25 protein-coding genes are annotated in these 25,523 nt (G+C 73.8%); 18 read left to right on the top strand and 7 right to left on the bottom strand.

Annotated elements, in window-relative coordinates:
• Positions 1–85 precede the first annotated feature (85 nt).
• The gene (locus NYO98_RS02665; RefSeq protein ID WP_268109971.1) at positions 86–1,084 is read left to right on the top strand and encodes a GNAT family N-acetyltransferase; all 999 of its coding nucleotides are present in this window, start codon (positions 86–88) and stop codon (positions 1,082–1,084) included.
• Between the two features lie 261 nt (positions 1,085–1,345).
• Here NYO98_RS02665 and coaA read toward each other — a convergent pair whose 3' ends face one another.
• Entirely contained in the window at positions 1,346–2,338 is a 993-nt protein-coding gene (gene coaA, locus NYO98_RS02670) for a type I pantothenate kinase (RefSeq protein ID WP_268109972.1), read from the bottom strand.
• Between the two features lie 75 nt (positions 2,339–2,413).
• Between coaA and glmS the strand changes: the two genes are divergently transcribed.
• From glmS to tsaD, 9 genes are read left to right on the top strand one after another with little or no spacing between them, the layout of a single operon-like run.
• Positions 2,414–4,258, top strand: coding sequence for a glutamine--fructose-6-phosphate transaminase (isomerizing) (gene glmS, locus NYO98_RS02675; protein ID WP_268109973.1), 1,845 nt, complete (start codon positions 2,414–2,416; stop codon positions 4,256–4,258).
• Between the two features lie 15 nt (positions 4,259–4,273).
• Positions 4,274–4,627, top strand: a complete 354-nt coding sequence (locus tag NYO98_RS02680) for a holo-ACP synthase (protein ID WP_268109974.1) — start codon at positions 4,274–4,276, stop codon at positions 4,625–4,627.
• A 9-nt stretch (positions 4,628–4,636) separates the two neighbouring features.
• Complete coding sequence (locus NYO98_RS02685; RefSeq protein WP_268109975.1) at positions 4,637–6,037, top strand: NAD(P)H-hydrate dehydratase; 1,401 nt, start codon at positions 4,637–4,639, stop codon at positions 6,035–6,037.
• Between the two features lie 8 nt (positions 6,038–6,045).
• On the top strand, positions 6,046–7,221 hold the full coding sequence (alr, locus tag NYO98_RS02690; RefSeq protein ID WP_268109976.1) for an alanine racemase: 1,176 nt from the start codon (positions 6,046–6,048) through the stop codon (positions 7,219–7,221).
• The gene (locus NYO98_RS02695; protein ID WP_268109977.1) at positions 7,218–8,282 is read left to right on the top strand and encodes an alpha/beta fold hydrolase; all 1,065 of its coding nucleotides are present in this window, start codon (positions 7,218–7,220) and stop codon (positions 8,280–8,282) included. The genes alr and NYO98_RS02695 overlap by 4 nt, the downstream gene beginning before the upstream one ends.
• Positions 8,279–9,169, top strand: a complete 891-nt coding sequence (gene tsaE, locus NYO98_RS02700) for a tRNA (adenosine(37)-N6)-threonylcarbamoyltransferase complex ATPase subunit type 1 TsaE (RefSeq protein WP_268109978.1) — start codon at positions 8,279–8,281, stop codon at positions 9,167–9,169. The genes NYO98_RS02695 and tsaE overlap by 4 nt, the downstream gene beginning before the upstream one ends.
• A gap of 10 nt (positions 9,170–9,179) precedes the next feature.
• On the top strand, positions 9,180–9,818 hold the full coding sequence (gene tsaB / locus NYO98_RS02705; RefSeq protein ID WP_268109979.1) for a tRNA (adenosine(37)-N6)-threonylcarbamoyltransferase complex dimerization subunit type 1 TsaB: 639 nt from the start codon (positions 9,180–9,182) through the stop codon (positions 9,816–9,818).
• On the top strand, positions 9,815–10,270 hold the full coding sequence (locus NYO98_RS02710) for a GNAT family N-acetyltransferase (protein ID WP_268109980.1): 456 nt from the start codon (positions 9,815–9,817) through the stop codon (positions 10,268–10,270). The genes tsaB and NYO98_RS02710 overlap by 4 nt, the downstream gene beginning before the upstream one ends.
• The gene (gene tsaD / locus NYO98_RS02715) at positions 10,263–11,309 is read left to right on the top strand and encodes a tRNA (adenosine(37)-N6)-threonylcarbamoyltransferase complex transferase subunit TsaD (protein WP_268109981.1); all 1,047 of its coding nucleotides are present in this window, start codon (positions 10,263–10,265) and stop codon (positions 11,307–11,309) included. The genes NYO98_RS02710 and tsaD overlap by 8 nt, the downstream gene beginning before the upstream one ends.
• 82 nt (positions 11,310–11,391) lie before the next feature.
• On the opposite strand, the gene NYO98_RS02720 is transcribed toward tsaD, so the two are convergent.
• On the bottom strand, positions 11,392–12,876 hold the full coding sequence (locus NYO98_RS02720) for a hypothetical protein (RefSeq protein WP_268109982.1): 1,485 nt from the start codon (positions 12,874–12,876) through the stop codon (positions 11,392–11,394).
• Complete coding sequence (locus NYO98_RS02725) at positions 12,876–13,322, bottom strand: hypothetical protein (RefSeq protein ID WP_268109983.1); 447 nt, start codon at positions 13,320–13,322, stop codon at positions 12,876–12,878. The genes NYO98_RS02720 and NYO98_RS02725 overlap by 1 nt, the downstream gene beginning before the upstream one ends.
• A gap of 118 nt (positions 13,323–13,440) precedes the next feature.
• Between NYO98_RS02725 and NYO98_RS02730 the strand changes: the two genes are divergently transcribed.
• Positions 13,441–14,109 carry a hypothetical protein gene (locus NYO98_RS02730; protein ID WP_268109984.1) on the top strand — a complete coding sequence of 223 codons (669 nt, stop codon included), beginning with the start codon at positions 13,441–13,443 and terminating at the stop codon, positions 14,107–14,109.
• A gap of 19 nt (positions 14,110–14,128) precedes the next feature.
• On the opposite strand, the gene NYO98_RS02735 is transcribed toward NYO98_RS02730, so the two are convergent.
• Positions 14,129–15,373, bottom strand: a complete 1,245-nt coding sequence (locus tag NYO98_RS02735) for a hypothetical protein (protein ID WP_268109985.1) — start codon at positions 15,371–15,373, stop codon at positions 14,129–14,131.
• Entirely contained in the window at positions 15,370–15,927 is a 558-nt protein-coding gene (locus NYO98_RS02740) for a SigE family RNA polymerase sigma factor (RefSeq protein ID WP_268109986.1), read from the bottom strand. The genes NYO98_RS02735 and NYO98_RS02740 overlap by 4 nt, the downstream gene beginning before the upstream one ends.
• 138 nt (positions 15,928–16,065) lie before the next feature.
• Here NYO98_RS02740 and NYO98_RS02745 point away from each other — a divergent pair, with 138 nt between their 5' ends.
• On the top strand, positions 16,066–17,184 hold the full coding sequence (locus NYO98_RS02745) for an S-(hydroxymethyl)mycothiol dehydrogenase (protein ID WP_268109987.1): 1,119 nt from the start codon (positions 16,066–16,068) through the stop codon (positions 17,182–17,184).
• On the top strand, positions 17,184–17,822 hold the full coding sequence (locus tag NYO98_RS02750; RefSeq protein WP_268109988.1) for an MBL fold metallo-hydrolase: 639 nt from the start codon (positions 17,184–17,186) through the stop codon (positions 17,820–17,822). The genes NYO98_RS02745 and NYO98_RS02750 overlap by 1 nt, the downstream gene beginning before the upstream one ends.
• 26 nt (positions 17,823–17,848) lie before the next feature.
• On the opposite strand, the gene NYO98_RS02755 is transcribed toward NYO98_RS02750, so the two are convergent.
• A complete protein-coding gene (locus NYO98_RS02755) occupies positions 17,849–18,448 on the bottom strand; it encodes a helix-turn-helix transcriptional regulator (protein WP_268109989.1) in 600 nt (199 codons plus the stop codon).
• A gap of 357 nt (positions 18,449–18,805) precedes the next feature.
• Here NYO98_RS02755 and NYO98_RS02760 point away from each other — a divergent pair, with 357 nt between their 5' ends.
• On the top strand, positions 18,806–19,264 hold the full coding sequence (locus tag NYO98_RS02760; protein ID WP_268109990.1) for a GNAT family N-acetyltransferase: 459 nt from the start codon (positions 18,806–18,808) through the stop codon (positions 19,262–19,264).
• Positions 19,265–19,295: 31 nt separating this feature from the next.
• Positions 19,296–21,098 carry a glycoside hydrolase family 3 N-terminal domain-containing protein gene (locus NYO98_RS02765; RefSeq protein WP_268109991.1) on the top strand — a complete coding sequence of 601 codons (1,803 nt, stop codon included), beginning with the start codon at positions 19,296–19,298 and terminating at the stop codon, positions 21,096–21,098.
• 12 nt (positions 21,099–21,110) lie between these two features.
• Here the strand turns inward: NYO98_RS02765 and NYO98_RS02770 are convergent, their stop codons facing one another.
• Positions 21,111–22,301 carry a class I SAM-dependent methyltransferase gene (locus NYO98_RS02770; RefSeq protein ID WP_268109992.1) on the bottom strand — a complete coding sequence of 397 codons (1,191 nt, stop codon included), beginning with the start codon at positions 22,299–22,301 and terminating at the stop codon, positions 21,111–21,113.
• 189 nt (positions 22,302–22,490) lie between these two features.
• On the opposite strand from NYO98_RS02770, the gene groES reads away from it, so the two are divergent.
• From groES to NYO98_RS02785, 3 genes are all read left to right on the top strand, one after another.
• Entirely contained in the window at positions 22,491–22,784 is a 294-nt protein-coding gene (groES, locus tag NYO98_RS02775; protein WP_056605525.1) for a co-chaperone GroES, read from the top strand.
• A gap of 93 nt (positions 22,785–22,877) precedes the next feature.
• Positions 22,878–24,497 (top strand): chaperonin GroEL, encoded by a 1,620-nt coding sequence (gene groL / locus NYO98_RS02780; protein ID WP_268109993.1) that lies wholly within the window; start codon positions 22,878–22,880, stop codon positions 24,495–24,497.
• A gap of 141 nt (positions 24,498–24,638) precedes the next feature.
• On the top strand, positions 24,639–25,520 hold the full coding sequence (locus NYO98_RS02785; RefSeq protein ID WP_268109994.1) for a GNAT family N-acetyltransferase: 882 nt from the start codon (positions 24,639–24,641) through the stop codon (positions 25,518–25,520).
• The last annotated feature ends 3 nt before the right edge of the window (positions 25,521–25,523 follow it).

Raw genomic sequence — 25,523 nt, forward strand, 5'->3', positions numbered from 1 at the left:
CCCTCGACCCTTCCGCAGCCGGGGCGTCGTACGCACCCCGTTATCCGGGTGCCGGTCGCCGTCCCGGGCCACTAGCGTCACGGCCGTGGGCGTCGACATCGAGCAGTTCAACCCGCACAACCAGGCGGCGCTGCGCGCGTGGTGGGAGGTCGGGCACGCGGCCACCGCCGACCGCCCCGGCCGGCCGTGGCCGCTGTGGGAGCAGAGCCGGGTCGCGCTGCCGACCCCCAACCCCGAGCGGGGCCTCACGCTGGTGGCCGCGATCGACGGCCGCGAGATGGTCGGCGCCGGCCTCGTCGTCCGACCGCTGAGGGAGAACCTGCACACCGCCATGGCGTTCGCCTACGTCCGGCCCGACCGCATCCGCGAGGGCATCGGCCGCCGCCTCGTGCAGGAGCTCGAGGTGGTCGCGGCGGGCGACCGTCGTACGACGGTCCAGAGCGAGGCCTACCTGCCGCCCGGCGGGTCGGGCACCGGGCCGGAGCTCTTCGCCCGCGCGATGGGCTACGACGTGGCCAGCCGCGAGTCCATGAAGGAGCTCACCCTCGCCGACTTCGTCGCCCGTCGGGACGCGCTCGCGGCGTCGGCCCCGGTCCCGGACGGCTACCGCGTCGTCACCTTCGACACCGTTTGCCCCGACGAGCACCTGGCGTCGTTCGGGCGGTTGCTCGGCCTGCTGCTCGCGGAGGTGCCGCTCGGCGAGCTCGACCTCCAGGACTCCGAGTGGACCCCGGAGCGCATCCGCGCGGCCGAGCAGCGGCAGGTGGCCGTGGGCCGGCACGTGCTGACGGCGCTGGCGATCGCCCCGGACGGCTCAGTGGCCGGCGCGTCCGACGTACGCGTCGACGACAACGACCCGGACCACGGCCTGGTCGGCATCACGATCGTCGACCCCGCCCACCGTGGCAGGCGGCTGGGGCTGGTCCTCAAGACGGCGACCCACGACCTGGCGGTCGCGGGCTGGCCCGATCTCGTCTCGGTCGACACCTCCAACGCCGAGGTGAACACCTGGATGAACGCCGTCAACGAGGCGCTGGGCTACCGCACGATCGAGACGCTGCTGGAGCTGCAGAAGAAGCTGTGAGCATCGGGCGTCGGTCCCGGCGTCGGTCCCGGCGTCGGTCCCGGCGTGGTCCCGGCGTGGTCCCGGCGTGGTCCCGGCGTGGTCCCGGCGTGGTCCCGGCGTCGTAGGTCTCGCGCGCCCAGGACCTGCGTCAGGTGGGTCTCGGCCCAGTCGGGCAGCGCCCTTGCCGCGGCTGATCGTGGAGGATCTGAGTCACCAGGTGGCCCGGATCTTCCACGCTGTCGCCGGAGTCCCCGGATATCCGGGGACTCCAGACGCGCCTCAGAGCTTGCGCAGCCGCACGTAGCGGACGGAGTGGTCGGCGTCCTTGCGGAGGACGAGGTTGGCGCGGGAGCGGGTGGGGGCGACGTTCTGGACGAGGTTCGGCTCGTTGATGGAGTCCCAGATGCGCGTGGCCTGGTCGACGGCCTCGTCGTGGGAGAGCGCGGCGTACTTGCGGAAGTACGACGCCGGGTCGCGGAACGCGGTCTCGCGCAGGCGGAGGAAGCGGTCGACGTACCAGCGCTTGATGTCGGTCAGCGCGGCGTCGACGTAGACGGAGAAGTCGAAGAAGTCGCTCACCGCGAGGCCCGTGCGGCCGTCCTCGCGCACCCGGGCCGGCTGGAGGACGTTGAGCCCCTCGATGATCACGATGTCGGGCCGCTTGACCACGACCTTCTCGTCGGGCAGCACGTCGTAGACGAGGTGGGAGTAGATCGGGGCCTCGACCTCGTCCTTGCCCGACTTGATGTCGATGACGAACTTGAGCAGTGCCTTGCGGTCGTAGGACTCGGGGAAGCCCTTGCGGTGCAGGATGCCCCGCCGCTCGAGCTCGGCGTTGGGCAGCAGGAAGCCGTCGGTCGTGACCAGCGCGACGTTGGGGTGCTCGGGCCAGTGGGCGAGCATCTGCTGCAGCACGCGGGCGGTGGTCGACTTGCCGACCGCCACGGATCCCGCGAGCCCGATCACGAACGGCGTACGGGGCGGGGTGACGCGGTGCAGGAACTCCTCCTGCTCGCGGTGGAGCCGGGAGTTCGCGGCGACGTAGAGGCTCAGCAGGCGCGACAGCGGGAGGTAGACCTGCTCGATCTCGCGCAGGTCGAGCTGGTCGCCGAGGCCGCGGAGCCGGACGACCTCCTCGCGCGTCAGGGTCGTCTCGGCCGTGCCGACCAGCTCGGCCCACGCGGCCCGCTCGAGCTCGACGTAGGGGGACGTCTCGCTCCCCGGCGAGCTGCCGGAGGTCGTGCCGTGGGAGGGCCGTGCGACCTCGGACATGGGTGCGATTGTGGCACCGCACGCGGGCGAGGCCGTGCAGCGGCCTGCCGATGGACGCCGATAGACTCCGCGGCCATGTGTGGAATCGTCGGGTACGTAGGTGCCAAGCCGGCCGAGGGCGTCGTGATCGAGGGCCTCAGGCGCCTGGAGTACCGGGGGTACGACTCGGCCGGGATCGCCCTCGTCGACGGCGGCACGATCGTGTCCGACAAGCGTGCCGGCAAGCTGGCCAACCTCGAGAAGGCCATCGTCGACTCCCCGCTGCCGCAGGTCACCACCGGCATCGGCCACACCCGCTGGGCGACCCACGGCCCGCCGACCGACCGCAACGCCCACCCGCACCTGGGTCGCGCGCGCCGCGTCGCGCTCGTCCACAACGGGATCATCGAGAACTTCGCCGAGCTGCGCCAGCGCCTCGAGTCCGAGGGCGTCGAGATGGCCTCCGACACCGACACCGAGGTGGCCGCCCACCTGCTCGAGGAGCAGCTCGAGACGGGGGTCGACCTGACCGTCGCCATGCAGAACGTCTGCCGCGACCTCGAGGGCGCCTTCACGCTCGTCGCCGTCGACTCCCAGGACCCCGACCGCGTGGTCGCGGCCCGTCGCAACAGCCCGCTCGTGGTCGGCATCGGCGAGGGCGAGAACTTCCTCGGCTCCGACGTCGCGGCGTTCATCGAGCACACCCGCGAGGCGATGGAGCTCGACCAGGACCAGGTCGTCACCATCACCCGCGAGGGCGTGAGCGTCTCCGGCTTCGACGGCACGCCCGCCGAGGGCCGTCGCTACCACGTCGACTGGGACCTCTCGGCCGCCGAGAAGGACGGCCACGACTGGTTCATGCGTAAGGAGATCTTCGAGCAGCCGCGCGCGGTCGCCGACTCGCTCCTCGGACGTCGGGGCACCGACGGCCTGCTGCAGCTCGACGAGATGCGCCTGTCCGACCAGGACCTGCGCGACATCGACAAGATCATCATCATCGCCGCCGGCACGTCGTTCTACGCCGGCATGGTCGCCAAGTACGCCATCGAGCACTGGTGCCGCATCCCGGTGGAGGTCGAGCTCGCGAGCGAGTTCCGCTACCGCGACCCGATCCTCACCGCCTCGACGCTCGTCGTCGCGATCAGCCAGTCCGGCGAGACCGCCGACACCCTGCAGGCGATCCGCCACGCGCGGGTGCAGCGCTCGAAGGTGCTGGCCATCTGCAACACCAACGGCTCGACCATCCCGCGCGAGTCCGACGGCGTGATCTACACCCACGCCGGCCCCGAGATCGGCGTCGCCTCCACCAAGGGCTTCCTCACCCAGCTCGTCGCCTGCTACCTCCTCGCGCTCTACCTCGCGCAGGTGAAGGGCACCCGCTACGGCGACGAGATCTCCCAGGTCATGGACCAGCTCGAGGAGATGCCCGGCCACATCGAGACCGTGCTGGCGAAGGCCGAGGAGGTCTACGCCCTGGCCCGCGACCACGTGGACAACCGCTCGGTGCTGTTCCTCGGCCGCCACGCCGGCTACCCCGTGGCCCTCGAGGGGGCCCTCAAGCTCAAGGAGATCGCCTACCTCCACGCCGAGGGCTTCGCCGCCGGCGAGCTCAAGCACGGCCCGATCGCGCTGGTGGAGGAGGGCCTGCCGATCCTGTGCGTGGTGCCGCCCCGGGGCCGCGACCAGCTGCACGACAAGATGATCAGCGGCATCCAGGAGGTGCGGGCGCGCGGCGCCCGCACGCTGTGCCTGGCCGAGGAGGGCGACACCGCCATCACGCCGTACGCCGACGTGCTGATCACGCTGCCCCAGGTGCCGGTGCTGCTCCAGCCGCTCGTCGCCGTCGTGCCGCTGCAGCTGTTCGCGTGCGAGCTCGCCACCCAGCTCGGCCACGACGTCGACCAGCCGCGCAACCTCGCCAAGTCCGTCACGGTCGAGTAGGGCCCGGGGACTCGCGTGCCGGTCATCGGCGTGGGCATCGACGTGGTCGACATCGACCGCTTCGTGCAGTCCCTCGAGCGCACCCCGTCGCTGCGCGGCCGGCTGTTCACCGATGCCGAGGCGTCGCGGCCGCCGGCCTCGCTGGCCGCGCGCTTCGCCGCCAAGGAGGCCATCGCCAAGGCGCTCGGGGCACCCGTCGGGATGGCGTGGCACGACGCCGAGATCGTCTCGGAGGAGACCGGGCGCCCGCGCTTCGAGATCCGCGGCACCGTCGCCGCCCGCGCCGAGGCGATGGGGGTCGTCCACGTCCACGTCTCGCTGTCCCACGACGCCGGCATCGCCTCGGCCGTCGTGGTGCTGGAGAGCTGAGGAGCGGCCGTGCTGCACGCCCACCTCGTCGAGGACGTACGCCGCGCGGAGGCGGCCGCGATGGCCCGCCTGCCCCACGGCGCCCTTATGCAGCGCGCCGCCGCCGGCCTGGCCGCCGCGGTCCTCGACCTGCTCGGTGGCGGCTACGGCCGGCGCGTGCTCCTGCTGGTCGGCCCGGGTGACAACGGTGGCGACGCGCTCTGGGCCGGTGCCCGGCTCGCGGCGCGGGGCGCGGCGGTCGAGGCGCTGCTCCTGGCCGACCACGTGCACGACGCGGGGCTCGCAGCCCTCCGCGCCGCCGGCGGCCGTGCGACCCGTGACCTCGACGCGCTCCACCCGACCCCCGACGTGCTGGTGGACGGCATCGTCGGCATCGGCGGTCGCCCCGGCCTCCGCCCCGGCGCCGTCGCGGTCCTCGAGCGCTTCGCCCCGGTGCCCGTCGTCGCCGTCGACGTGCCGTCGGGCGTCGACGTCGACGGCGGCACCCTCGACGGTCCCCACGTCCGCGCCGACCTCACCGTCACCTTCGGCACCCACAAGGTCGCCCACCTCGTCGATCCCGCCTGCCTCGCCAGCGGTGCCGTCCACCTCGTCGACCTCGGCCTCGACGCCGACGAGCTCGGGCGGCCGGCGGTCGAGGCGCTCCAGCCCGACGACGTCCGTGCCCTGCTGCCGCGCCCCGACGACGTCGCGCACAAGTACACCCGCGGCGTCGTCGGTGTCCGGGCCGGCTCGGGCACCTACCCGGGTGCCGCCCTGCTCGCCGTGTCCGGCGCCAACGCGGGGCTGGTCGGGATGGTCCGCTACGTCGGTCCGCAGGCGATCGCCGACACCGTGCGCAGCACGCACCCCGAGGTCGTCGGCGACGGCAGGGTCCAGGCCTGGGTCGTCGGCCCGGGAGGTGGTGACGACGCCGGCCGGATGCTCGCCGAGGCCCGCGCGGACGACGTACCGGTGGTGGTCGACGCCGACGCGCTGCGGCACGTGGACGGGACGGTGCCCGGCTGCGTGCTGACCCCGCACGCCGGCGAGCTGGCCGCGATGGTGGAGGTCGAGCGCGAGGACGTCGAGGCCGCACCGCTGGCGCACGCGCGCGCCGCGGCGACCCGCTTCGACTGCGTCGTGCTGCTGAAGGGGCACCACACGCTGGTGGCGCACCCCGACGGGAGGGTCCGGGTGACCACCACCGGGGTGCCGTGGCTCGCCACCGCCGGTGCCGGCGACGTGCTCGCCGGGCTGGTCGGTGCGCTGCTCGCCGCTGGACTGGAGCCGTACGACGCTGCGTCGGTCGGGTCGTGGCTGCACGGCGCCGCCGCGACCCAGGCGGCCGCCGGCGGCCCGCTGACGGCGAGCCGGGTCGCGGTCCAGATCCCGCGGCTGGTGCGCGACACGCTCGCAGGTTTGGGATGATCGTGGGCATGACCGATCCCGTGCCGTCGCGCGCCGAGATCGTCGTGGACGTCGCCGCCGTCCGGCACAACGTGCGGATCCTCAAGGACCTGGTGAGCGTCGACGGTCCCGTGCAGCTGATGGCGGTCGTCAAGGCCGACGGCTACGGCCACGGCATGGTCGAGGTGGCCGCCGCCGCTCGCGACGCCGGCGCGGACTGGCTCGGCGTGGCGACCATCGAGGAGGCGCTCGCGCTGCGCGCCGCCGGTGACCACGGCCCGCTGCTGTGCTGGCTCAGCGCCCCCGGTGACGACTTCGCCGCCGCGGTCGCGGCCGGGGTCGAGGTCACCGCCTACTCGGTCGCCGAGCTCGAGGAGGTCGCCGGCGCCGGGCCCGCGCGGGTGCAGCTCAAGGTCGACACGGGACTCTCCCGCGGCGGCGCACCCCGCTCGGAGTGGGAGCACCTCTTCTCCGTCGCCCACGACCTCGAACGGCAGGGCCGGATCACCGTCACCGGCATCTGGTCGCACCTCGCCGCCAGCGACGAGCCCGCCCACCCGGCCAACGACGCCCAGGAGGCGGCCTTCCGCGAGGCGCTCGCGCTGGCCGACGCGGCCGGGCTCGACCCGGACGTCACCCACCTCGCCAACTCCGCCGCGGCGATCCTGCGCCCCTCGGCCCACTTCGACCTCGTCCGCTGCGGCATCGCGACGTACGGCCTCGACCCGGCGCCCGGCGTCACCCCGCGCCTCGGCCTCCGGCCGGCGATGACCGTGCGTGCCCGTCTCCTGATGAGCAAGGCCGTCCGCGCCGGCGACGGCGTCTCCTACGGGCACACCTGGCACGCCGTGGAGGACACCACCGTCGGCGTCGTGCCGGCCGGCTACGGCGACGGCGTGCCGCGAGCCGCCGGCAACGCCGCCCACGTCTGGGTCGAGGACTCCCAGCGACCGGTCCGCGGGCGCGTGTGCATGGACCAGCTCGTCGTCGACCTCCACGGTGAGCTGCCGCCGAGCGGCACCGAGGTGGTCCTCTTCGGTCCCGGTGACCTCGGCGAGCCCACCGCCCAGGACTGGGCGGACGCGGTCGGCACGATCAGCTACGAGATCGTGACCCGCGTCGGCGGCCGGCTGGTCCGCCGGCACGTGGACAGCGACGCGCTGGCCGAGGACGAGCCCGAGGACACCGGAAGGACCACCCGTTGAGCATCAAGGGCCGCATCTTCGGCACCGTCGTGGGCGCAGCCGGCCTGGCCGCTGCCGCCGGAGCCGTCGGCATCGCCCGCCAGAACCGCATCATCGGCAACCGGGTCGCCGGCGAGGAGGTGGCGTTCGGTGCGCTGCACAGCCCACGGCGGGTGGTCGTCGCCGACGACGCGATCGACCTCCACGTCGAGATCGACGAGCCGGAGGACTTCGGCGGCGTGCCGGCCACCGACGACGACCTGACGGTCGTCTTCGTGCACGGCTACTCGCTCAACCTGGACTCCTGGCACTTCCAGCGTGCGGCCTACCGCGGCCAGGTGCGCACGGTCTTCTACGACCAGCGCAGCCACGGGCGGTCGGCCCGCTCCGACGAGGAGCACTGCACGATCGAGCAGCTCGGCCACGACCTGCGCCGGGTCATCGAGCACACCGTCCCGGGACGCTGCGTCGTCGTCGGCCACTCGATGGGCGGGATGAGCGTCATCTCCCTCGCCGAGCAGCACCCCGAGCTCTTCGGCGACAAGGTCGTCGGCGCCGCCCTCATCTCGACCACGGCCGGCGGCCTCGACGCCGGCCGCATCCTGTTCCCGATGCTGCCCCTGGGCCTCGGCGGCCGCTTCCTCGGCCGGGCCGTGCGCACCCTCGACCGCGGCCACAGGGTCGTCGACCTCGCGCGCTCGTGGGGCCACGCCGTCGCCGACGTGGTCACCGACCGCTACGCCTTCGGCGACGACGTACCCGCCGCGATGGTGGAGTTCGTCTACTCGATGCTCGACGCGACGCCGTTCGCCGTCGTCGCGGACTTCTACCCCGCCTTCGCGAGCCTCGACCACTTCGACCACCTCGAGCCGCTGGGCCGGGTGCCCACGGCGATCATCTGCGGCACCGAGGACAAGATCACCTCGATCGGGCACAGCCGCAAGCTGCACAGCCGGATCCCGGGCTCCAGCCTGCTGGAGTGCGAGGGTGCCGGTCACATGGTGCTGCTCGAGCGGCACAAGCAGGTCACCGCCGAGCTCGACGACCTCATCTCGCTCGCCCAGGGGCAGGGCCCGCTGTGACGGTCGTCGTACGCCGGGTGGGCCCGGAGGCGGCCGCCGACGTCCTCGCGGTCGTGAAGGAGGCCTTCGGAGCCCGCCCCGTCCTGGACCCGCCGGCCGACGCCCTCGGCGAGGACCTCGACTCGATCCGGCGCCTGCTGGCCCGGCGGGGCGGCCTGCTCGCCGTCCTCGACGGCCGTCCCGTGGGCTGCGTCGTCCTCGACCCCGGCCCGGACGGGCTGGTGCTGCGTCGCTTCGGCGTCACGCCTGCCGCGCAGGGCAGGGGAGTGGCCTCGGCGCTCGTCGACGCGGCCGTCGAGGCGGCCGTCGGTCGCTCCGCGGTGCGGGTCGTCGCGCGGGAGGAGCTGCCCGGCACCGTCGCCTTCTGGGAGGCCCACGACTTCGTCGTCACCGGCGGGACGAGCCCCTACGTCGAGCTCGCGCGGTGGCTCGGCACGAGCTTCGACGCCCCCGACGCGGAGACGATGCGCGAGCTGGGCGAGCGCGTCGGGTCCGGCCTGGTCGCCGGCGACCTCGTGGTGCTGACCGGCGAGCTGGGGGCCGGGAAGACGACCTTCACGCAGGGGCTCGGCGAGGGGCTCGGCGTGCGCGGCGGCGTCACGTCGCCGACGTTCGTGATCGCGCGCGTGCATCCCGCGCTCGGGGACGGTCCCGACCTCGTGCACGTCGACGCCTACCGGCTCGGCGGGCTCGACGAGCTCGACGACCTCGACCTCGACGCGTCGCTCGACTCGGCCGTGACCGTCGTGGAGTGGGGCGCCGGACTGGCCGAGGGCCTGGCCGACTCGCGCCTCGAGGTCGTCATCGAGCGGACCGTCGGTGACGCGCCCGTCGACGACGAGCTCGACCCCCGCCGGGTTTCGCTGCGCTGGATCGTCGGACAGTAACCTCGACGCCGTGCTCCTCGCCTTCGACACCGCGACCCCGCTGGTCTCCGTCGCCCTCCACGACGGCGAGCGGGTGGTCGTCGAGCACTCCTCCGAGCAGCCGATGAAGCACGGGGAGCACCTCGCCCCGCTCATCGCGCGCTGCATGGAGGAGGCGGGTGTGGTCCGGCAGGACCTCACGGCCGTCGCCGTCGGGGTCGGGCCCGGACCGTTCACCGGCCTGCGCGTCGGCGTCGTGACGGCGCGCACCCTCGGCTTCGTGCTCGACATCCCGGTCTACGGGGTGTGCTCCCTCGACGCCGTCGCGCTCGAGGTCGTCGGCAGCGGCGCCGCCCACGACAGCTTCCTCGTCGCCACCGACGCCCGGCGCAAGGAGGTCTACCTGGCCTCGTACGACGCCGACGGCCGGCGCATCGAGGGGCCGGTCGTCACGCGTCCCGCGGAGGTCGCCACCGATGCCCCGGTCGCGGGCGCCGGACCCGAGCTCTACCCCGACTCCTTCCCGCGCGCGATCGCCCCCGCGCGACCGAGCGCGGGCTGGCTGGCTGCCGGCGTCGTGTCCGAGCTCGTAGGATTGCTGGACCCCGAGCCCCTCTACCTGCGCCGCCCCGACGCGGTCGCCGGCGCGACCAGGAAGCCCGTCTCGTGATCCGTCCCGCCACCCTCGACGACCTGCCGGCGCTCAGCGCCCTCGAGCAGGAGCTGTTCGGGCCCGACGCGTGGAGCGAAGAGCTCATCCGCCAGGAGATCGAGGGCCTCGGTCGCCGCTTCGTCGTGGCCGACGACCTCTCCGGCTACGCCGTGACGATGACTGCCGGGGACATCGTCGACCTGCTGCGCATCGGCGTACGCCCCGACGCACGCCGCACGGGCATCGCCTCGCGCCTGCTCGACGAGCTGCTCGTCGACACCGAGGGCGCGTCCCGGATGCTGCTCGAGGTGAGCGTGACCAACGCCGACGCGCTCGGCTTCTACGTGGCGCGGCAGTTCAGCGTCATCGACGTGCGGCCGCACTACTACCGCGACGGCTCCGAGGCGCTGGTGATGTGCCGGTGGCTGCCGGGCGCCGCGCGCGAGCACACGGTGACGGCCCATGACTGACGAGCCCCTGGTCCTCGGGATCGAGACCTCCTGCGACGAGACGGGTGTCGGCATCGTCCGGGGCCACACCCTCCTGGCCGACACGGTCGCCAGCAGCGTCGAGGAGCACGCCCGTTTCGGTGGGGTGGTGCCCGAGGTCGCCAGCCGCGCCCACCTCGAGGCGATGGTGCCCACCATCGAGCGGGCCGCGGAGACCGCCGGCATCGCGCTCAGCGACATCGACGCCGTGGCCGTGACGAGCGGCCCCGGGCTCGCCGGCGCCCTGCTCGTCGGCGTGGCCAGCGCCAAGGCGCTGGCGCTCGGGCTCGGCAAGCCCATCTACGGGGTCAACCACCTCGCCGCCCACGTCGCGGTCGACCAGCTCGAGCACGGGCCGCTGCCCGAGCCCTGCCTGGCCATGCTCGTCTCCGGCGGTCACTCCAGCCTGCTCGAGGTCACCGACGTCACCGTCGGCGTCGAGCCGATGGGCTCGACCATCGACGACGCGGCGGGGGAGGCCTTCGACAAGGTCGCCCGGCTGCTCGGGCTGCCGTTCCCCGGCGGTCCCCACATCGACAAGCAGGCGCGCAGCGGCAACAGCGTCGCCATCGACTTCCCCCGCGGGCTCACCAGCCGTCGCGACCTCGAGCGGCACCGCTTCGACTTCTCCTTCTCGGGCCTCAAGACCGCCGTGGCCCGCTGGGTCGAGACCCAGCAGCGCGAGGGCGTCACCATCGACGTCGCCGACGTGGCCGCCTCCTTCCAGGAAGCGGTGTGCGACGTGCTGACCCGCAAGGCGATCGACGCGGCCACCAGCCGCGGCATCGAGGACATCCTCATCGGCGGCGGCGTGGCCGCCAACAGCCGCCTGCGGGCGATGGCCGAGGAGCGGGCGGCCGCGCAGGGCATCCGCGTGCGCGTGCCGCGCCCGGGGCTGTGCACCGACAACGGCGCCATGGTCGCCGCCCTCGGGGCCGAGCTCGTCGCCCGAGGACGTACGCCGTCCCTGCTGGACCTGCCGGCCGACTCCTCGCAGCCGATCACGACCGTCGTCGCCTGACCCCTCGGCGTCGCCCGGACATGACGAAGGTCCCCGCCCGAGAGCGGGGACCTGCATCACGAACACTCGAACGAGGCGGACCTCAGTCGAGGACTCCGGGAGCGACGTCGTCGTCGCCGAGCCAGTCCTGCTCGTAGACGAGGCTGTCGCGCTCGGCGGCCTCGTCGCGATCGCCCTTGCGGCCGCCGCGTCCGCTGGCTCCGCCTGCTGCACCGCGAGCGCCGGTCGACCCGCGTCCACCGGACCGCGATCCGGTGCCGGTGCCCGCACCGCGACCGCCCGCCGATCCGGCGCCACGGCCACCGGCCGAACCGGCACCGCGGGCGCTCGCCGAGCCCGCACCGCGGGCGGTGGACGAGCCTGCGGCGCCACGCGAGGCGGGGCTGCCGGCCGAGCCGGCACGAGCCGCGGCCGAGCCGGGGGCGCTGGCCGGGCGCGAGAGAGCGCCTGCGCTGCCGCTGCGCCCGGTCGCGCCGATCGGACGGGCGGGCGCACTGCCGGCCGACGCCGGGGCGGCGCCGGCACGGATGCCACCCGCCATGCCACTGGCACCGCCGGCCGCACCGGCGGCGCCCATCGCGGCGGCGTTCATGCCGCCGGACGACCCGCCGGCGCCCGGACCGGCCGGGGCCTGGCCCGCCGTCGGGTTGTAGGTGACGCCGCTCTGCGACGAGCCCGTCACCGTGCTGGTCTCCCCCGGCACGTGGTGGGTCGGGTGGGTGGGGGTGGTGATCGGGTTGCGCGGCTGCTGCGGGTCGACCGGGTCGGGCTTCTCCGGGTCGACCGGGTCCGGCCTGTCGGGGTCCACCGGGTCGGGCCGGTCCGGCCTGTCCGGCTTGTCCGGCTTGTCGTCGTCGTTGTCGTCGGGCCGGTCCGGGTCCCTCGGGTCCCTGGGGTCGGTCGGGTCGGGGGTGCCCGGGGTGCCGGGGGTGCGCGGTCCCGTCGGCGGCAGGGAAGGTCCGGTCGGGCTGCTCGGCACGGACGGCGGAGGCTCGGTCGGGTCGGGCTGGCCGTGGATCGCCTTCATCGGCGGGATCGCCCCGAGGAAGGCGGCGTCGAGCTTCTGCGTCCACTGCGCGGCCGCGGCCTCCTGCTGGGCCCGGGCGGTGTTGTAGGCGGCACGCTCCTGGTTGGCCGCCTGGCGCTTGTTGCCCTCGGCCTGGATCTCCTCCGGGGTGGGCGTGTAGCCGGGGTTGTAGGTGGGCGGGTTGTAGGCGGGAGGCTGGTTGAGGTCGGCCATGCCGGCCTCCGCCGCCTGGGCGTTGCTCATCACCAGCGCGGTGTCACGGAGGGTGTCGCCGGCCGTGACGAGCCGGGTGCCCTTCTCCTGCATCGACTCGGCGGAGGCCTGGAACGCCGCCAGGACGGCGTCGGCGGTGACGCCGGACAGCCCGCCGTTCTTCCCGTCGCCCTCGCGGACCTTCGTCGCGCCCTTGCGAAGGGCGTTCGCCGTCTCCTCCAGGACCTGGCCGCACAGGCGCCAGTTCTCACCGGCCGCGCCGGTGGCCTCGTGCTTGGCGCCGGTGAGGTAGGAGCGCAGCCGGGCGCGCTCGGGACCGTCGGTCATCAGGAACCCTCCTCGGTGGCCGGGGGCTCGGTGAACTGGCCGTCGCCCATGGTGCTGCTCGACGACTGGTCGCGGGCCTGGTCGAGCGTGGTGTTGACCTGCGAGAGCGCGGTCGCGCGCATGGTCATCTCGGCGTTGGTGGTGGCGTCGACGTCGCGGACCTCGTCGGCCCACTGGCGGATGGCGTCACCGTAGGCGCGCAGCGAGTCGGCGAGCTTCTGGAACTCCTGCTCGACCTCCTGGTGCGCCATCTGCGCGTTGACGCCGATGCGGTGGCCCGTCGTCGACCCGCCGAACCAGTCCGGCCCCACGGCGGTGACCGTGGTGTCGCCGAGGCCCTCGGAGTTGCTGTTGAGGAGGGCCACGATCTCCGCGATGAGGTCCTCGTCGGCATTGAGGCCCTTCAGCGCAGTGGTCACGAGTCCTACGTCTGCAGCGGTCAGCATGCGTCCCCCATTCCCGCCGCCCCGCGCGGCGAAACCCACTTGTGGCCGTCATTTTCACAGACGCGGTCGCGACGAGGCGAAACGCGATGGGCGTCGCGGGTTCCGCTACGGTCTGGGCGTGCGACGACGACTCGGGGGTACGACGATGGGCGGGCGCGGAGCCGCGGTGGCGGCGCTCTCGATGGCCGCGGTGCTGGCCCTCGGCGGCTGTGGGAGCGACGGCGCGCCCGGTGAGGACGACCCGTCCGGTGCCGAGACCTCCAGCGGGTCGACGACCGACCCGGCGCAGACGCCCACGGAGCCCGCGACGGAGACCGGGACGGAGACCCCGACCGAGTCGCCGGAGCCGGCGGTCGAACCGGCGTCAGGCCCCGAGCTCGAGGTCAGCGGCGTCCGGGTCAACGCCCCCAAGGGGTGGAAGCAGACCATCTCCTCCGTCGTCGTCGACTCGGCCCTCGGGAGCGTCGACGGCCAGACCAGCGCGCTCCTGCTGAGCGTCGCGGCCCTCGGCGGGGAGTCCCTGTCGCCCCGCCAGGCCGAGCGCTACTTCTGGAGCCCCGGCGAGAGACCGCCGAACTTCGAGCGCCAGGAGCCGGTCCTCCTGGGCGACGTCAGGGCCGGCTACTACACCTCGCGCGACCGGTTCGACGACATCCACTCCGTGACGCTCTGGGACGACAACCACGTCGTCAAGGTGGAGGTCTCCTTCGCCCACAAGGTCCCCGACGACCGTCAGCAGGAGCTCTTCCAGTCCGTGATCGCGAGCTACTCCGGGCCGCAGGGCTGAGCGTCCGACCTCCGGCGGCTCATCGCTGGAGGACGCTGGGGGCCGCGAACATGAGTGCCCGGTCGCCCGGCTGGACGTCGACCGCGTCGCCGCCGACCCGCTCGACCGTGCCGTCGAGGCCGAGGCGGACGACGTACTGGCGGTCGCCGGTCACGAGCGTGGCCACGAGGGTGTCGTCGTCCTCCCAGGCGACCTCCTGGTTGATGCCCACCACGCCGGTGCGGGCGCCGACCAGCTCGAAGTCGAGGCTGCGCTCGCCGGTCGCCGCGTCGAGGACCGCGAGCGTCGGGGAGCCGTCGGGGGTGAGGTAGTCGATGAAGCCGAGCACGTACCGTCCGTCCGGGCTGAAGCCCAGCAGGGAGTAGTCGCAGGTCCGCCAGACCTCGGCGCCACCCGCACCGGCGTCGCGCACCTGCCAGCACGAGCCGTCACCGGTGAACCTGGTCTGGACGGAGACCAGCCCGGTGACCTCGGACGACGAGCCGACCACGAGGGAGTCGGGCAGCGGTGAGGTGGTCCCGTCGGGACCGACGACGAGCGCCGACTCGCGTCCGGTGACGGGGTCGGTCGTGCCGACCAGGACCGCGTCACCCGGGAGGAAGCCCACCGGCCGCACCCGGGCGTCCTGGGGGCCGGGAGGCAGCGGCGTACGACGCTCCTCCCGCGCGCCGTCGCGGTCGCGCGCGACGACGGTCCAGCGCCGGCCGTCGTGCTCGGCCCACGCGAGGCGGGAGCCGTCAGCCGACACGGCCAGGTGGCTCGACGGCGCCACAGCGTCGCGCACCTCGAAGTCGGGGCCGAGCACCTCGACCCCCGTGGCGCCCTCGTCCTGCGGGTCGACGAAGGTGATGCCGACCCAGCCGTCGGCGTACGGCGTCAGCTGGTCGTAGCGGCGGGGGAGGTCGATCGTCTCGCCGCCGATGGTCAGGGTCTGGTCGTCGACGTTGATCAGCGGCACGGCGAGCTCGCCACCGACCGGCGCGGTGCGCGGGTCGATGCGGACGGTCCCGGTGATCCGGGGCGCGGGCGGCTCGGTCGCCGGCGGGACGTCGCTGCGCGGGGACGGGCCGACCATGCCGGCGCCGACCGGGATCGCGACCGCCAGCACGGCCGCGACCGCGGCACCGGCGACCGCGGCACGACGCCGCTGGATCCGGCGGGCGCGGGTGCGGACGTCGGTGACGGTGAACGGGGCCCGCTGCACGGGGTCGGCGGTGCGGTGCAGCGCGTCGTGCACCTGGTCCTCGAGGGGAGTGGGGCTCATCGTGCATCGTCTCCGGACTCGTGGGGGTTGAGGGAGTGCGGGGCACGGGCCCTCAGCGCGGCCAGCGCTCGGCTGGCCTGCGACTTGACGGTCCCGACGGAGATCCCGAGCACGTCGGCGATCTCGGCCTCGCTCAGCTGCTCGTAGTAGCGCAGGACGACGACCGAGCGCTGCTTCGGAGGCAGGGTCTGGACGAACGACCAGAGCGCCCCGCCCGTCCCTTCGTCGTACGTGTCGACCGCGCCCGTCTCGGGCATCGTGTCGGTCGAGTGCTCGCGTCGCTTCCACGCGCGGCGCCACAGCGAGTTGTTCTCGTTGACCATGATCCGCCGGACGTATCCGTCGAGCGCCTCGCGGTCGCGGATGCGGTCCCACGCGAGGTAGAGCTTGGCGAAGGCGACCTGGAGCAGGTCCTCGGCGCCCGCGTGGTCTCCGGCGAGGAGGTACGCCGTCCGGTAGAGCGCGGTCTGGCGCGCGGACATGTACGCCGAGAAGTCGGCGTCCTTGTCCGACTGCCGGTCGTGCGCGCCCATGTCGACGAGTGTCGCGTCCAACGTCCACCTCCTCCTTCGTCCGCGGGATTCCCGGGTGTGGCGTGTCGGGGTGAGGACGCGGCTCGTGGGCAGGGGGTTGCATCCGGTTGGTGGACGTCTGACAGGCTCGGGTCGACCGCACCCACAGGAGGCACATCGATGCAGCAGGTCCAGGCCGTCGTCGCGCTCGCGAAGGGCGAGCCGGTGCAGCTCACCACGATCAACGTCCCCGACCCCGGCCCGGGTGAGGCGGTGGTGAAGGTCAAGGCCTGCGGGGTGTGCCACACGGACCTGCACTACCGCGAGGGCGGCATCAACGACGACTTCCCCTTCCTCCTCGGGCACGAGGCCGCCGGCGTGGTCGAGTCGGTCGGCCCCGACGTCACCGGGCTCGAGCCGGGTGACTTCGTGGTCCTCAACTGGCGCGCCGTGTGCGGCGACTGCCGTGCCTGCAACCGCGGCGAGCCGTGGTACTGCTTCGCCACCCACAACGCCACCCAGAAGATGACGCTCGCCGAGGGCGACCTGGCCGGCACCGAGCTTTCGCCGGCGCTGGGCATCGGCGCCTTCGCGGAGAAGACGCTGGTCGCTGCGGGCCAGTGCACGAAGGTCGACCCGTCGGCCCGCGCGGCGGCGGTCGGCCTTCTCGGCTGCGGCGTGATGGCGGGCCTCGGCGCGGCCATCAACACCGGCAACGTGGGCCGTGGCTCCACCGTCGCCGTCATCGGGTGCGGCGGCGTCGGCGCTGCCGCGATCGCCGGGGCGGCGCTCGCCGGTGCGGCGCGGATCATCGCCGTCGACATCGACGACCGCAAGCTCGAGCTCGCGCGCTCGATGGGGGCCACCCACACGGTGAACTCGTCGGAGGTGGACCCGGTCGAGGCCATCCGGTCGCTGACGCCTCCGCCCGACGGCACGGGCCACGAGGGCGGTGCCGACGTGGTGATCGACGCCGTCGGCCGCCCGGAGACGTGGAAGCAGGCGTTCTACGCGCGCGACCTCGCCGGGACCGTCGTCCTGGTGGGCGTGCCGACGCCCGACATGAAGGTGCCCGAGATCCCGCTCATCGACGTCTTCGGCCGGGGCGGGTCGCTCAAGTCGTCCTGGTACGGCGACTGCCTGCCCTCGCGCGACTTCCCGATGCTGGTCGACCTCTACCAGCAGGGGCGTCTCGACCTCGACGCCTTCGTCACCGAGGAGATCGGCATCGGCGACGTCGAGGCCGCGTTCGAGAAGATGCACCACGGCGACGTGCTCCGCTCGGTGGTGGTGATCTGATGGCCACCTCCGCCCGTGCGCGCGTGGACCACGCGGTCGTCTCCGGCACCTTCTCGCTGGACGGGGAGACCCACCAGGTCGACAACAACGTGTGGGTGATCGGCGACGACGAGCAGTGCCTGGTCATCGACGCCCCGCACGACGTCGACGCGATCCTCGAGGTCGTCGCCGGACGCACCGTGAAGGCCATCGTCTGCACCCACGCCCACGACGACCACGTACGCGTCGCGCCGGCGCTGCGGGTCGCGACCGGGGCGCCGATCCTGCTGCACCCCGACGACCGGCCCCTGTGGGAGCTGACCCACGGTGGTGACGAGGAGGGCGCCGAGCTGTGGGACGTCGACCTGGCCGACGACCAGACGCTCACCATCGCTGGGGCGGCCGTCAAGGTCATCCACACCCCGGGTCACGCGCCGGGCGCGGTGTGCCTCTACGTCCACGACCTCGGCTGCGTCTTCACCGGCGACACCCTGTTCCAGGGCGGGCCGGGGGCGACGGGCCGTTCCTACAGCGACGCGGCAGTCATCGAGGACTCGATCCGGCGGCGGCTCTTCGAGCTGCCGGACGAGACGGTCGTGCACACCGGCCACGGCCCGGACACCACCATCGGCGCCGAGCGCGAGGGCCTGGGGGCCTGAGGGGCGGCCCCCGATCGGCCGACGCCCTACGCCGCCCGGCGCTGCCCGAGCCGCGCGGCTCGCACCTCGTCGAGGTGCACGGCCTCCGCCACCAGCTGGCGCGGGGCCGGGTGGTCGTCGGGCGTCCCGTACACGAGTCGCTGCAGTCGCCTCACGTAGGCGGACGTGTGGTGCCGCACGTAGGGCTCCTCCAGGGCGCGCGACCGCCGCTGCCACCTGACGGGCTCGGCGGTGCACTCCAGGCCTCGCGGGACGTACCACCCGGTCACCGTCAGGTCGACGTGCGCCGGGTAGCGCCGGTCAGCCCGGTCTCGCGCGCCGTCGTCGCGCATCGGCTCGACCACCTCGCCGCTCTCGACGTCGTGCACGGCAACTCTGAGGCCGGCGAGCCCGAGCAGCTGCAGCACCACGCTCACCCGCGGGCTGGTCCGGCCGGTCTCCCATCGCGCCACGACCGACTGCGACACGTCGATGAGTGCCGCCAGCCCCCGCTGGGAGACGTCGAGGATCCGCCTGATGCGGCGCAGCAGCCCCGGCACGCCTCCCTCGAACGGCCCCATCAGGTACCACTCGACCTCCTCCCTGCTCCACTCGCACGTCGGGTCCCACTCGTCCGTCGTCCTCATCTGCATCCCCGTCCTTCGTCGGTGTGTCCAGTCCCCCAAGTGCAGCGCGGGGCACCGACAACCACGCCGACTTCTCCACAGGCCCGGTTGTCGACCGAGCGGCCGGTCCCGCCGCGGCCCCGTCCACCCCTCCACCTGCCCACTGGCACCTGAGTCGCCCAGAGACTCAGGTGCCAGTGCCCGGGGGAGGGGCTCGTTCGCGCCCACTGGCGGCTGAGTCGCCCAGGGACTCAGGTGCCAGTGCCCGGGGGAGGGGCTCGTTCGCGCCCACTGGCGGCTGAGTCGCCCAGGGACTCAGGTGCCAGTGCCCGGGAAAAGGGTGGGCGGGCGGCGCGGGCGCCGGGCTACGGTCGACCGATGACGACGACCGACTTCGTGCCGCAGGACTTCGAGCCGCCGACGTCGCTGGAGGCCGACGACTTCGTGCTGGAGCCGCTCGGGCCGCAGCACAACGAGTCGGACCACGCCGCGTGGTCGGCCAGCATCGCGCACATCCGGCGGACGCCGGGCTATCCGGACGGCTCGTGGCCACCCGCCGACGGCATGTCGCTCGAGGACAACCGCGGCGACCTGACCCGGCACGCGGCCGACTTCGAGGCCCGACGCGGGTTCACCTTCACGGTGCTCGATCCGGGCAGCCGGGAGGTGATCGGCTGCGTGTACCTCTACCCGAGCGGGTCGGACGCGCACGACGTCGACGTGCAGTCGTGGGTGCGCGCCGATCGAGCCGAGCTCGACGAGCCGCTGGCGGACGCCGTGGCCGCCTGGCTCGTGCGCGAGTGGCCCTGGGAGCGTCCGGACCGGCACGGGCGGTGAGACGTCTGGGGTGTCGTGCCACCATGGCGTGATGCGCTCCCGCCCCGCCTCCCACCTGGCGAGCCTCGGAGCCTCCCTCGTCCTGGTCGCGTCGCTCGCCGCGTGCGACTCCTCGACCCCGGGCGGGGACGAGGAACGGTCAGCGGAGAGCACGCCCGCCACGAGCACGCCGACCGTCCCGCCGACACCGTCGGAGGAGCTCGGGCTGGCCGAGGGGTGGGGTCCCACCCGGGCCGAGCTGGACCGGGCCGCGCAGGCGGTCGCCCGGATGAGGCTGCCCGACCTCGCCGGCCAGGTCATCGTCGCCGACTGGCAGGGGACCGCGGCACCGGTGCGGATGGTCCGCGACCTGCACCTCGGCGGGGTGATCGCCTTCAGCGCGAACGTCGCCTCGGCCGAGCAGGTCAGGGCCGTCAACCGGACTCTGACCCGTCAGGTCCCCCGGAAGTGGCCCCTCTTCCTCGGCGTCGACCAGGAGGGCGGCGTGGTCGAACGGCTGCGCGGCGCGGCGACGAGGTTCCCGGCGTTCATGAGCGCCGGCGCCGCCGGTGACCCGGGGCTGACGCAGGAGGCGTACGCCGCCGGGGCCGCGGAGCTCCGCGGGCTCGGCTTCACCGTCGACTTCGCCCCCGACGCGGACGTCACGTCGGGTCCCGGCGACCCGACGATCGGGTCGCGGTCCGCGTCGTCGCGGCCGGCCGTGGTCGCCGAGCACGTCGTCGCGGCCGCCACCGGCTTCAGCACCTCCGGCGTCCTGCCGGTCGTCAAGCACTTCCCCGGTCATGGGTCCGTCCCGGCGGACAGCCACCTGACCCTGCCCGTCCAGGGCAAGACCCGGGAGCAGCTCGCGGGGTCGGACCTCGTGCCGTTCGCCCGCGGGATCGAGGCCGGGCTCCCGGCAGTGATGGTCGGCCACCTCGACGTGCGGGCCGTGGACCCCCGGGTGCCCTCGTCCCTGTCGCGCAAGGTGGTCACCGGGCTCCTGCGCGACGAGCTGGGGTTCGAGGGCCTCGTCGTGACGGACGCCCTCGAGATGGCCGCCGTCACCCGCGGCCGCGACCCCGGGCGTACGGCGGTGCAGGCGCTGCGCGCCGGGTCCGACGTCCTCCTCATGCCTCCCTCGCCCGCGGTGGCCCGGGCCGCGGTGGTGCGCGCCGTGAGGGGCGGCACCCTCCCGCGTCGCCGGGTGGAGCAGGCCGCCGCGCGGCAGATCGCCCTGCTGGCCCACCTCGCCGGACCGGCGAAGCCGTCGGCGAAGGCGCCGGGCGCGGCGGTCGCGGCGTCGCGACGTCTATCCGCCGCTGCGGTCACAGTCACGGACGGCGCGTGCTCGGGCCGCCTGGTCGGCGACGCCGTGCACGCCTACGGCGACCCCGGCGCCGTCGCGACGTTCACGCCGGCGGCGCAGGCCGCCGGGATCACGGTCCTGGCCCGCCGCTCGCCGCCGGCCACCCTCACGAGGGCCGAGCCGCGGCCCGAGCGCAGGAAGAAGGAGCGCAAGCCCGCCTACCAGCGGCGCGTGCGCGCCTGGGAGAAGTCGGAGGCCCGCCGGGAGCGGCGCCTCGAGGCCTGGCAGGCGGCCGAGGACGCACGTCTCGCCGCAGGCACGCAGGTCGGCTTCACCGGCTTCAGGGACGCCCCCGTCGACGGCCAGGTCGCCGTGGCCACCGACACCCCGTGGGTGCTGGGGCGGGTCACCGCCCCGACCCGGGTCGCGACCTACGGCGACACGCCCGCCGCGATGCAGGTGCTGGTCGAGGTGCTGCTCGGGCAGGCGCCGGCACCGGGCCAGCTGCCGGTCGACGTCCCGGGTGTGGCCCGGCCCGGCTGCTGAGGCCGACGTCGCCTAGAAGGGCTCGACGAGCAGGGCCGTTCCCTGTCCGGAGACCCGGGTGAGCACCAGGGTCGCCTCGTCGTCCCCCCGCAGCGCCAGCCGCTTGCGCAGCTCCTCGGGGACGACCTGCACCCCGCGCTTCTTGATCGTCAGCCGGCCGATGCCGCGCTCCTGCAGGGCCGCGCGGAGCTGCTTCTCGCGGTAGGGCAGGTGCTCGACGACGCGGTAGCTGCGCGCGAACGGCGTACGGAAGGACGCGTCGCTGGTGACGTAGGCGATGTGGCGGTCGACCAGCCCGCCCCCGACGCCGGCGGCGACCGCGGTGACCAGCCCGGCCCGGATCACGGCACCGTCGGGCTCGTAGAGGTACGCGCCGACGGCGCGGACCTCGGTCCCGGGCTCCCCGTCGGCGGGGGAGTCCTCGTCGGTGAGGGTGGCCAGGCCGTGCTCGCCGATCACCGTGGCGCGGCGGTCGGTGGTGGCGAGGCCCGGCGACCAGAGCACGGCCTCCTTGACCTCGCCGCCGTCGCTGACCCACTCCGCCTCGACGCCCGGCGGCACCAGGTCGTGGCCGATGCCGGGTGCGACCTTCACCAGCGCGCGGCGGGACAGCAGGTCGAGCACCCACGGCCACGGCGGCGTCCACCCCTCGACGTCGAACACCCGGCCGCGACCACCCCGGCGCGCCGGGTCGGCGAAGGCGACGTCGAACGCGGCCGGGTCGATCGCGGTGGCGTCACCCACCTGCACGGCGCCGGCGAGACCGAGGGCGTCGAGGTTGGCGCGCGCCATCGCCACCCGCACGGGGTCGAGGTCGACGCCCGCCGCGACGAGCCCGGCCCGCGCGAAGGCGAGGAGGTCGCCGCCGATGCCGCAGCCGAGGTCGATGACGCTGCCACCGGGGAAGGCGGCGGCCACCCGGGCGGCCCGGTGCGCGGCCACCCGCGCCCGGGTCGACTGCTCGAGCGCGTCGGGGGTGAAGTACATCCGGTGCGCGTCGTCGCCGAACTTCGTGACCGCCCGCGCTCGCAGCCGGGCCTGCGTGGTCGCGGCGGCCGCCTTCTCGGCGTCGGGCTCGAGACGTCGTACGACGGCCGCGACCCGCACCGGGTCGCCCGGGTGGTCCGCCCAGGCGCCGGCCGCGTCGGCCACCAGGCGGGCGCCCTCGGCGGTGCGCAGCCAGGCCAGCGTCTCGATCTCCACGACGTCATCCTGTCAGCGGCGACACCGGCTAGCACTCGATTGGGCAGAGTGCTAGCGTCTGCTCTGGCACTCTCACCCCGAGAATGCCAACGCTCGCGAGCCTGGCACGACCCCCGCGACGGCGTGCCGCCGGACCGCGAGCCCACGTCCTGAAGATCTCTCGTTTGAGAAAGTGGAGGTTGATCCGAAGTGTCGGTCAACATCAAGCCCCTCGAGGACCGCATCGTCGTCCAGACGCTCGAAGCCGAGCAGACCACCGCCTCCGGCCTGGTCATCCCGGACACGGCCAAGGAGAAGCCCCAGGAGGGCGAGGTCGTGGCGATCGGTCCCGGTCGCATCGACGACAACGGCAACCGCGTCCCGCTCGACGTCGCCGTGGGCGACAAGGTCATCTACAGCAAGTACGGCGGCACCGAGGTCAAGTACGCCGGCCAGGAGTACCTGATCCTGTCGGCCCGCGACATCCTCGCCGTCGTCTCCTGACGCACCTGGCATCCCGGCTGGCGGCGTTGCCCGCTCGCCAGCCGGGTGCCGGGCACGTCAGGCCCTTTTTCATTTCTTCATAGGAGCACCTAGATGCCCAAGATCCTGGAGTTCGACGAGAACGCCCGACGCGCCCTCGAGCGCGGCGTCGACGCCCTCGCCAACGCCGTCAAGGTGACGCTCGGCCCCAAGGGCCGCTACGTCGTCCTCGACAAGAAGTGGGGCGCCCCCACGATCACCAACGACGGGGTGACCGTCGCTCGCGAGATCGAGCTCGACGACCCGTTCGAGAACCTCGGTGCCCAGCTCACCAAGGAGGTGGCCACCAAGACCAACGACATCGCCGGTGACGGCACCACCACCGCCACCGTCCTGGCCCAGGCCATGGTCCACGAGGGCCTGCGCGCCGTCGCGGCCGGCGCCAACCCGATGGGCCTCAAGCGCGGCATGGACGCGGCGGCCGAGGCCGTCGGCGACGCCCTGCGCGAGGCGGCCCGCGAGGTCGAGTCCCGCGAGGACATGGCGTCCGTCGCCACGATCTCCAGCCGCGACAGCCACATCGGCGACCTGCTCGCCGAGGCCTTCGACAAGGTCGGCAAGGACGGCGTGATCACGGTCGAGGAGTCCAACACCATGGGCACCGAGCTCGAGTTCACCGAGGGCATGCAGTTCGACAAGGGCTACATCTCGGCCTACTTCGTCTCCGACCCGGAGTCGATGGAGGCCGTCCTCGACGACCCCTACATCCTCCTCCACCAGGGCAAGATCTCCTCGATCCAGGAGCTGCTCCCGGTGCTCGAGAAGGTCATCGCCACCGGCAAGCCGCTCTTCATCCTCGCCGAGGACGTCGAGGGCGAGGCGCTGTCCACGCTGGTCGTCAACAAGATCCGCGGCACCTTCAACGTCGCCGCGGTGAAGAGCCCGGCCTTCGGCGACCGCCGCAAGGCGATGATGCAGGACATCGCGATCCTGACCGGCGGCCAGGTCGTCGCCCCCGAGGTCGGCCTCAAGCTCGACCAGGTGGGCCTCGAGGTGCTCGGCCAGGCGCGTCGCGTGGTCATCACCAAGGACAACACCACGATCGTCGACGGCGCGGGCGACCGCACGGCCGTCGAGGGCCGCGTCAACCAGATCAAGGCCGAGATCGAGAACACCGACTCCGACTGGGACCGCGAGAAGCTCCAGGAGCGCCTCGCCAAGCTCGCCGGCGGTGTCTGCGTGATCAAGGTCGGCGCCGCCACCGAGGTGGAGCTGAAGGAGAAGAAGCACCGCATCGAGGACGCCGTCTCCGCGACGCGCGCCGCGATCGAGGAGGGCATCGTCCCCGGCGGTGGCTCCGCGCTCATCCACGCCGTGTCGGTGCTCGAGGACAACCTCGGCCTCACCGGCGACGAGGCCGCCGGCGTCCGCGTGGTCCGCAAGGCGGCCGACGAGCCGCTGCGCTGGATCGCCGAGAACGGTGGCGTCAACGGCTACGTCGTGACGTCCAAGGTGCGCGAGCTCGGTGTCGGCAACGGCTACAACGCCGCCACCGAGGAGTACGGCGACCTGGTCGCCCAGGGCGTCCTCGACCCGGTCAAGGTCACCCGCTCCGCGCTGGTCAACGCGACGTCGATCGCCGCGATGCTGCTCACGACCGAGACCCTCGTCGCGGACAAGCCCGAGGAGGAGGAGCCGGCGGCCGCCGGCCACGGTCACGGCCACGGCCACTGATCGACCACACCCCTCGCACGGCCCGCTCCGCGCTCCGCCATCACGGCGGGGCGGGGCGGGCCGTTCGGCGTGGGGACCACGTGACACCCGCGTTACGCCGATGACGGCCGCCCGAAACACTCGTGCGCCACGATCGGCGTCATGCTGTGGAGAGTGCGCACGACGCTGGACGACCGGCCCGGGGCCCTGGCGGGGCTGGCGACCGCCTGCGGATCGGCGGGCGTCAACATCCTGGGCCTCCAGGTCTTCCCGGGCGTCGACCGGGTCACCGACGAGCTCGTCCTCCGCGCGCCCGACGACTGGGACCTCCCCCGCCTGGCCGAGCTCGTCGAGCGGGCCGGCGGCTCCCGGGTGAGCGTGCTGCCCTGCACGGAGGCCGCGCTCTCGGACCAGCCGACCCGCTACGTGCTGGCGGCCCGCAGCATCCTCTCGGAGCCGGCGAGCTTCCCCGACGTGGTCGCCAAGCTCTTCGACGCCGAGACGGACGGCTCCGGCGCGGACCTCGCCGCGGTGATGGACGGGATGGACCTCGAGATCGGCGACGTCGTGGTGCAGGTGCGGCGTACGGCGCCCTTCACCGCGGCCGAGCACGCGCGGGGCACGGCGCTCGCCGAGCTCGTCGCCGACGTGCTCGCGGCCGCGGAGGTCGGCGGGGCTCCCGAGCCGCACGTCCCCCCCGGCGGCCAGGAGCCGACCTACGAGGTCGGCGAGGGCGAGGTGCACGCCGTGGTCGCGGGAGCCGTCGTCGGCCGGGCCACCTGGCTGGTCGACGCGGAGCACGCGTGGCACGTCGAGCTGGGTGTCGACCCGGCGTGGCGTCGGCGCGGGATCGGCTCCCGACTGCTCCTCGAGACCGCGCGTTCCGCCAGGTCCTCCGAGGCCGACGAGATCGTGGTGCGGACGGCCGCGGACAACCCCGCGGTGCTCCCGCTGGTCCTCGGCACCGGCCTGCGTGGACGGATCCGGATGGGCACCGACGACCTCACGGTGCGGATCCCGGTGCGCCGGCTGGCGCGCACCTGACCG

Source organism: Nocardioides pini (genome assembly GCF_026712185.1).
Lineage (GTDB): Bacteria > Actinomycetota > Actinomycetes > Propionibacteriales > Nocardioidaceae > Nocardioides > Nocardioides pini.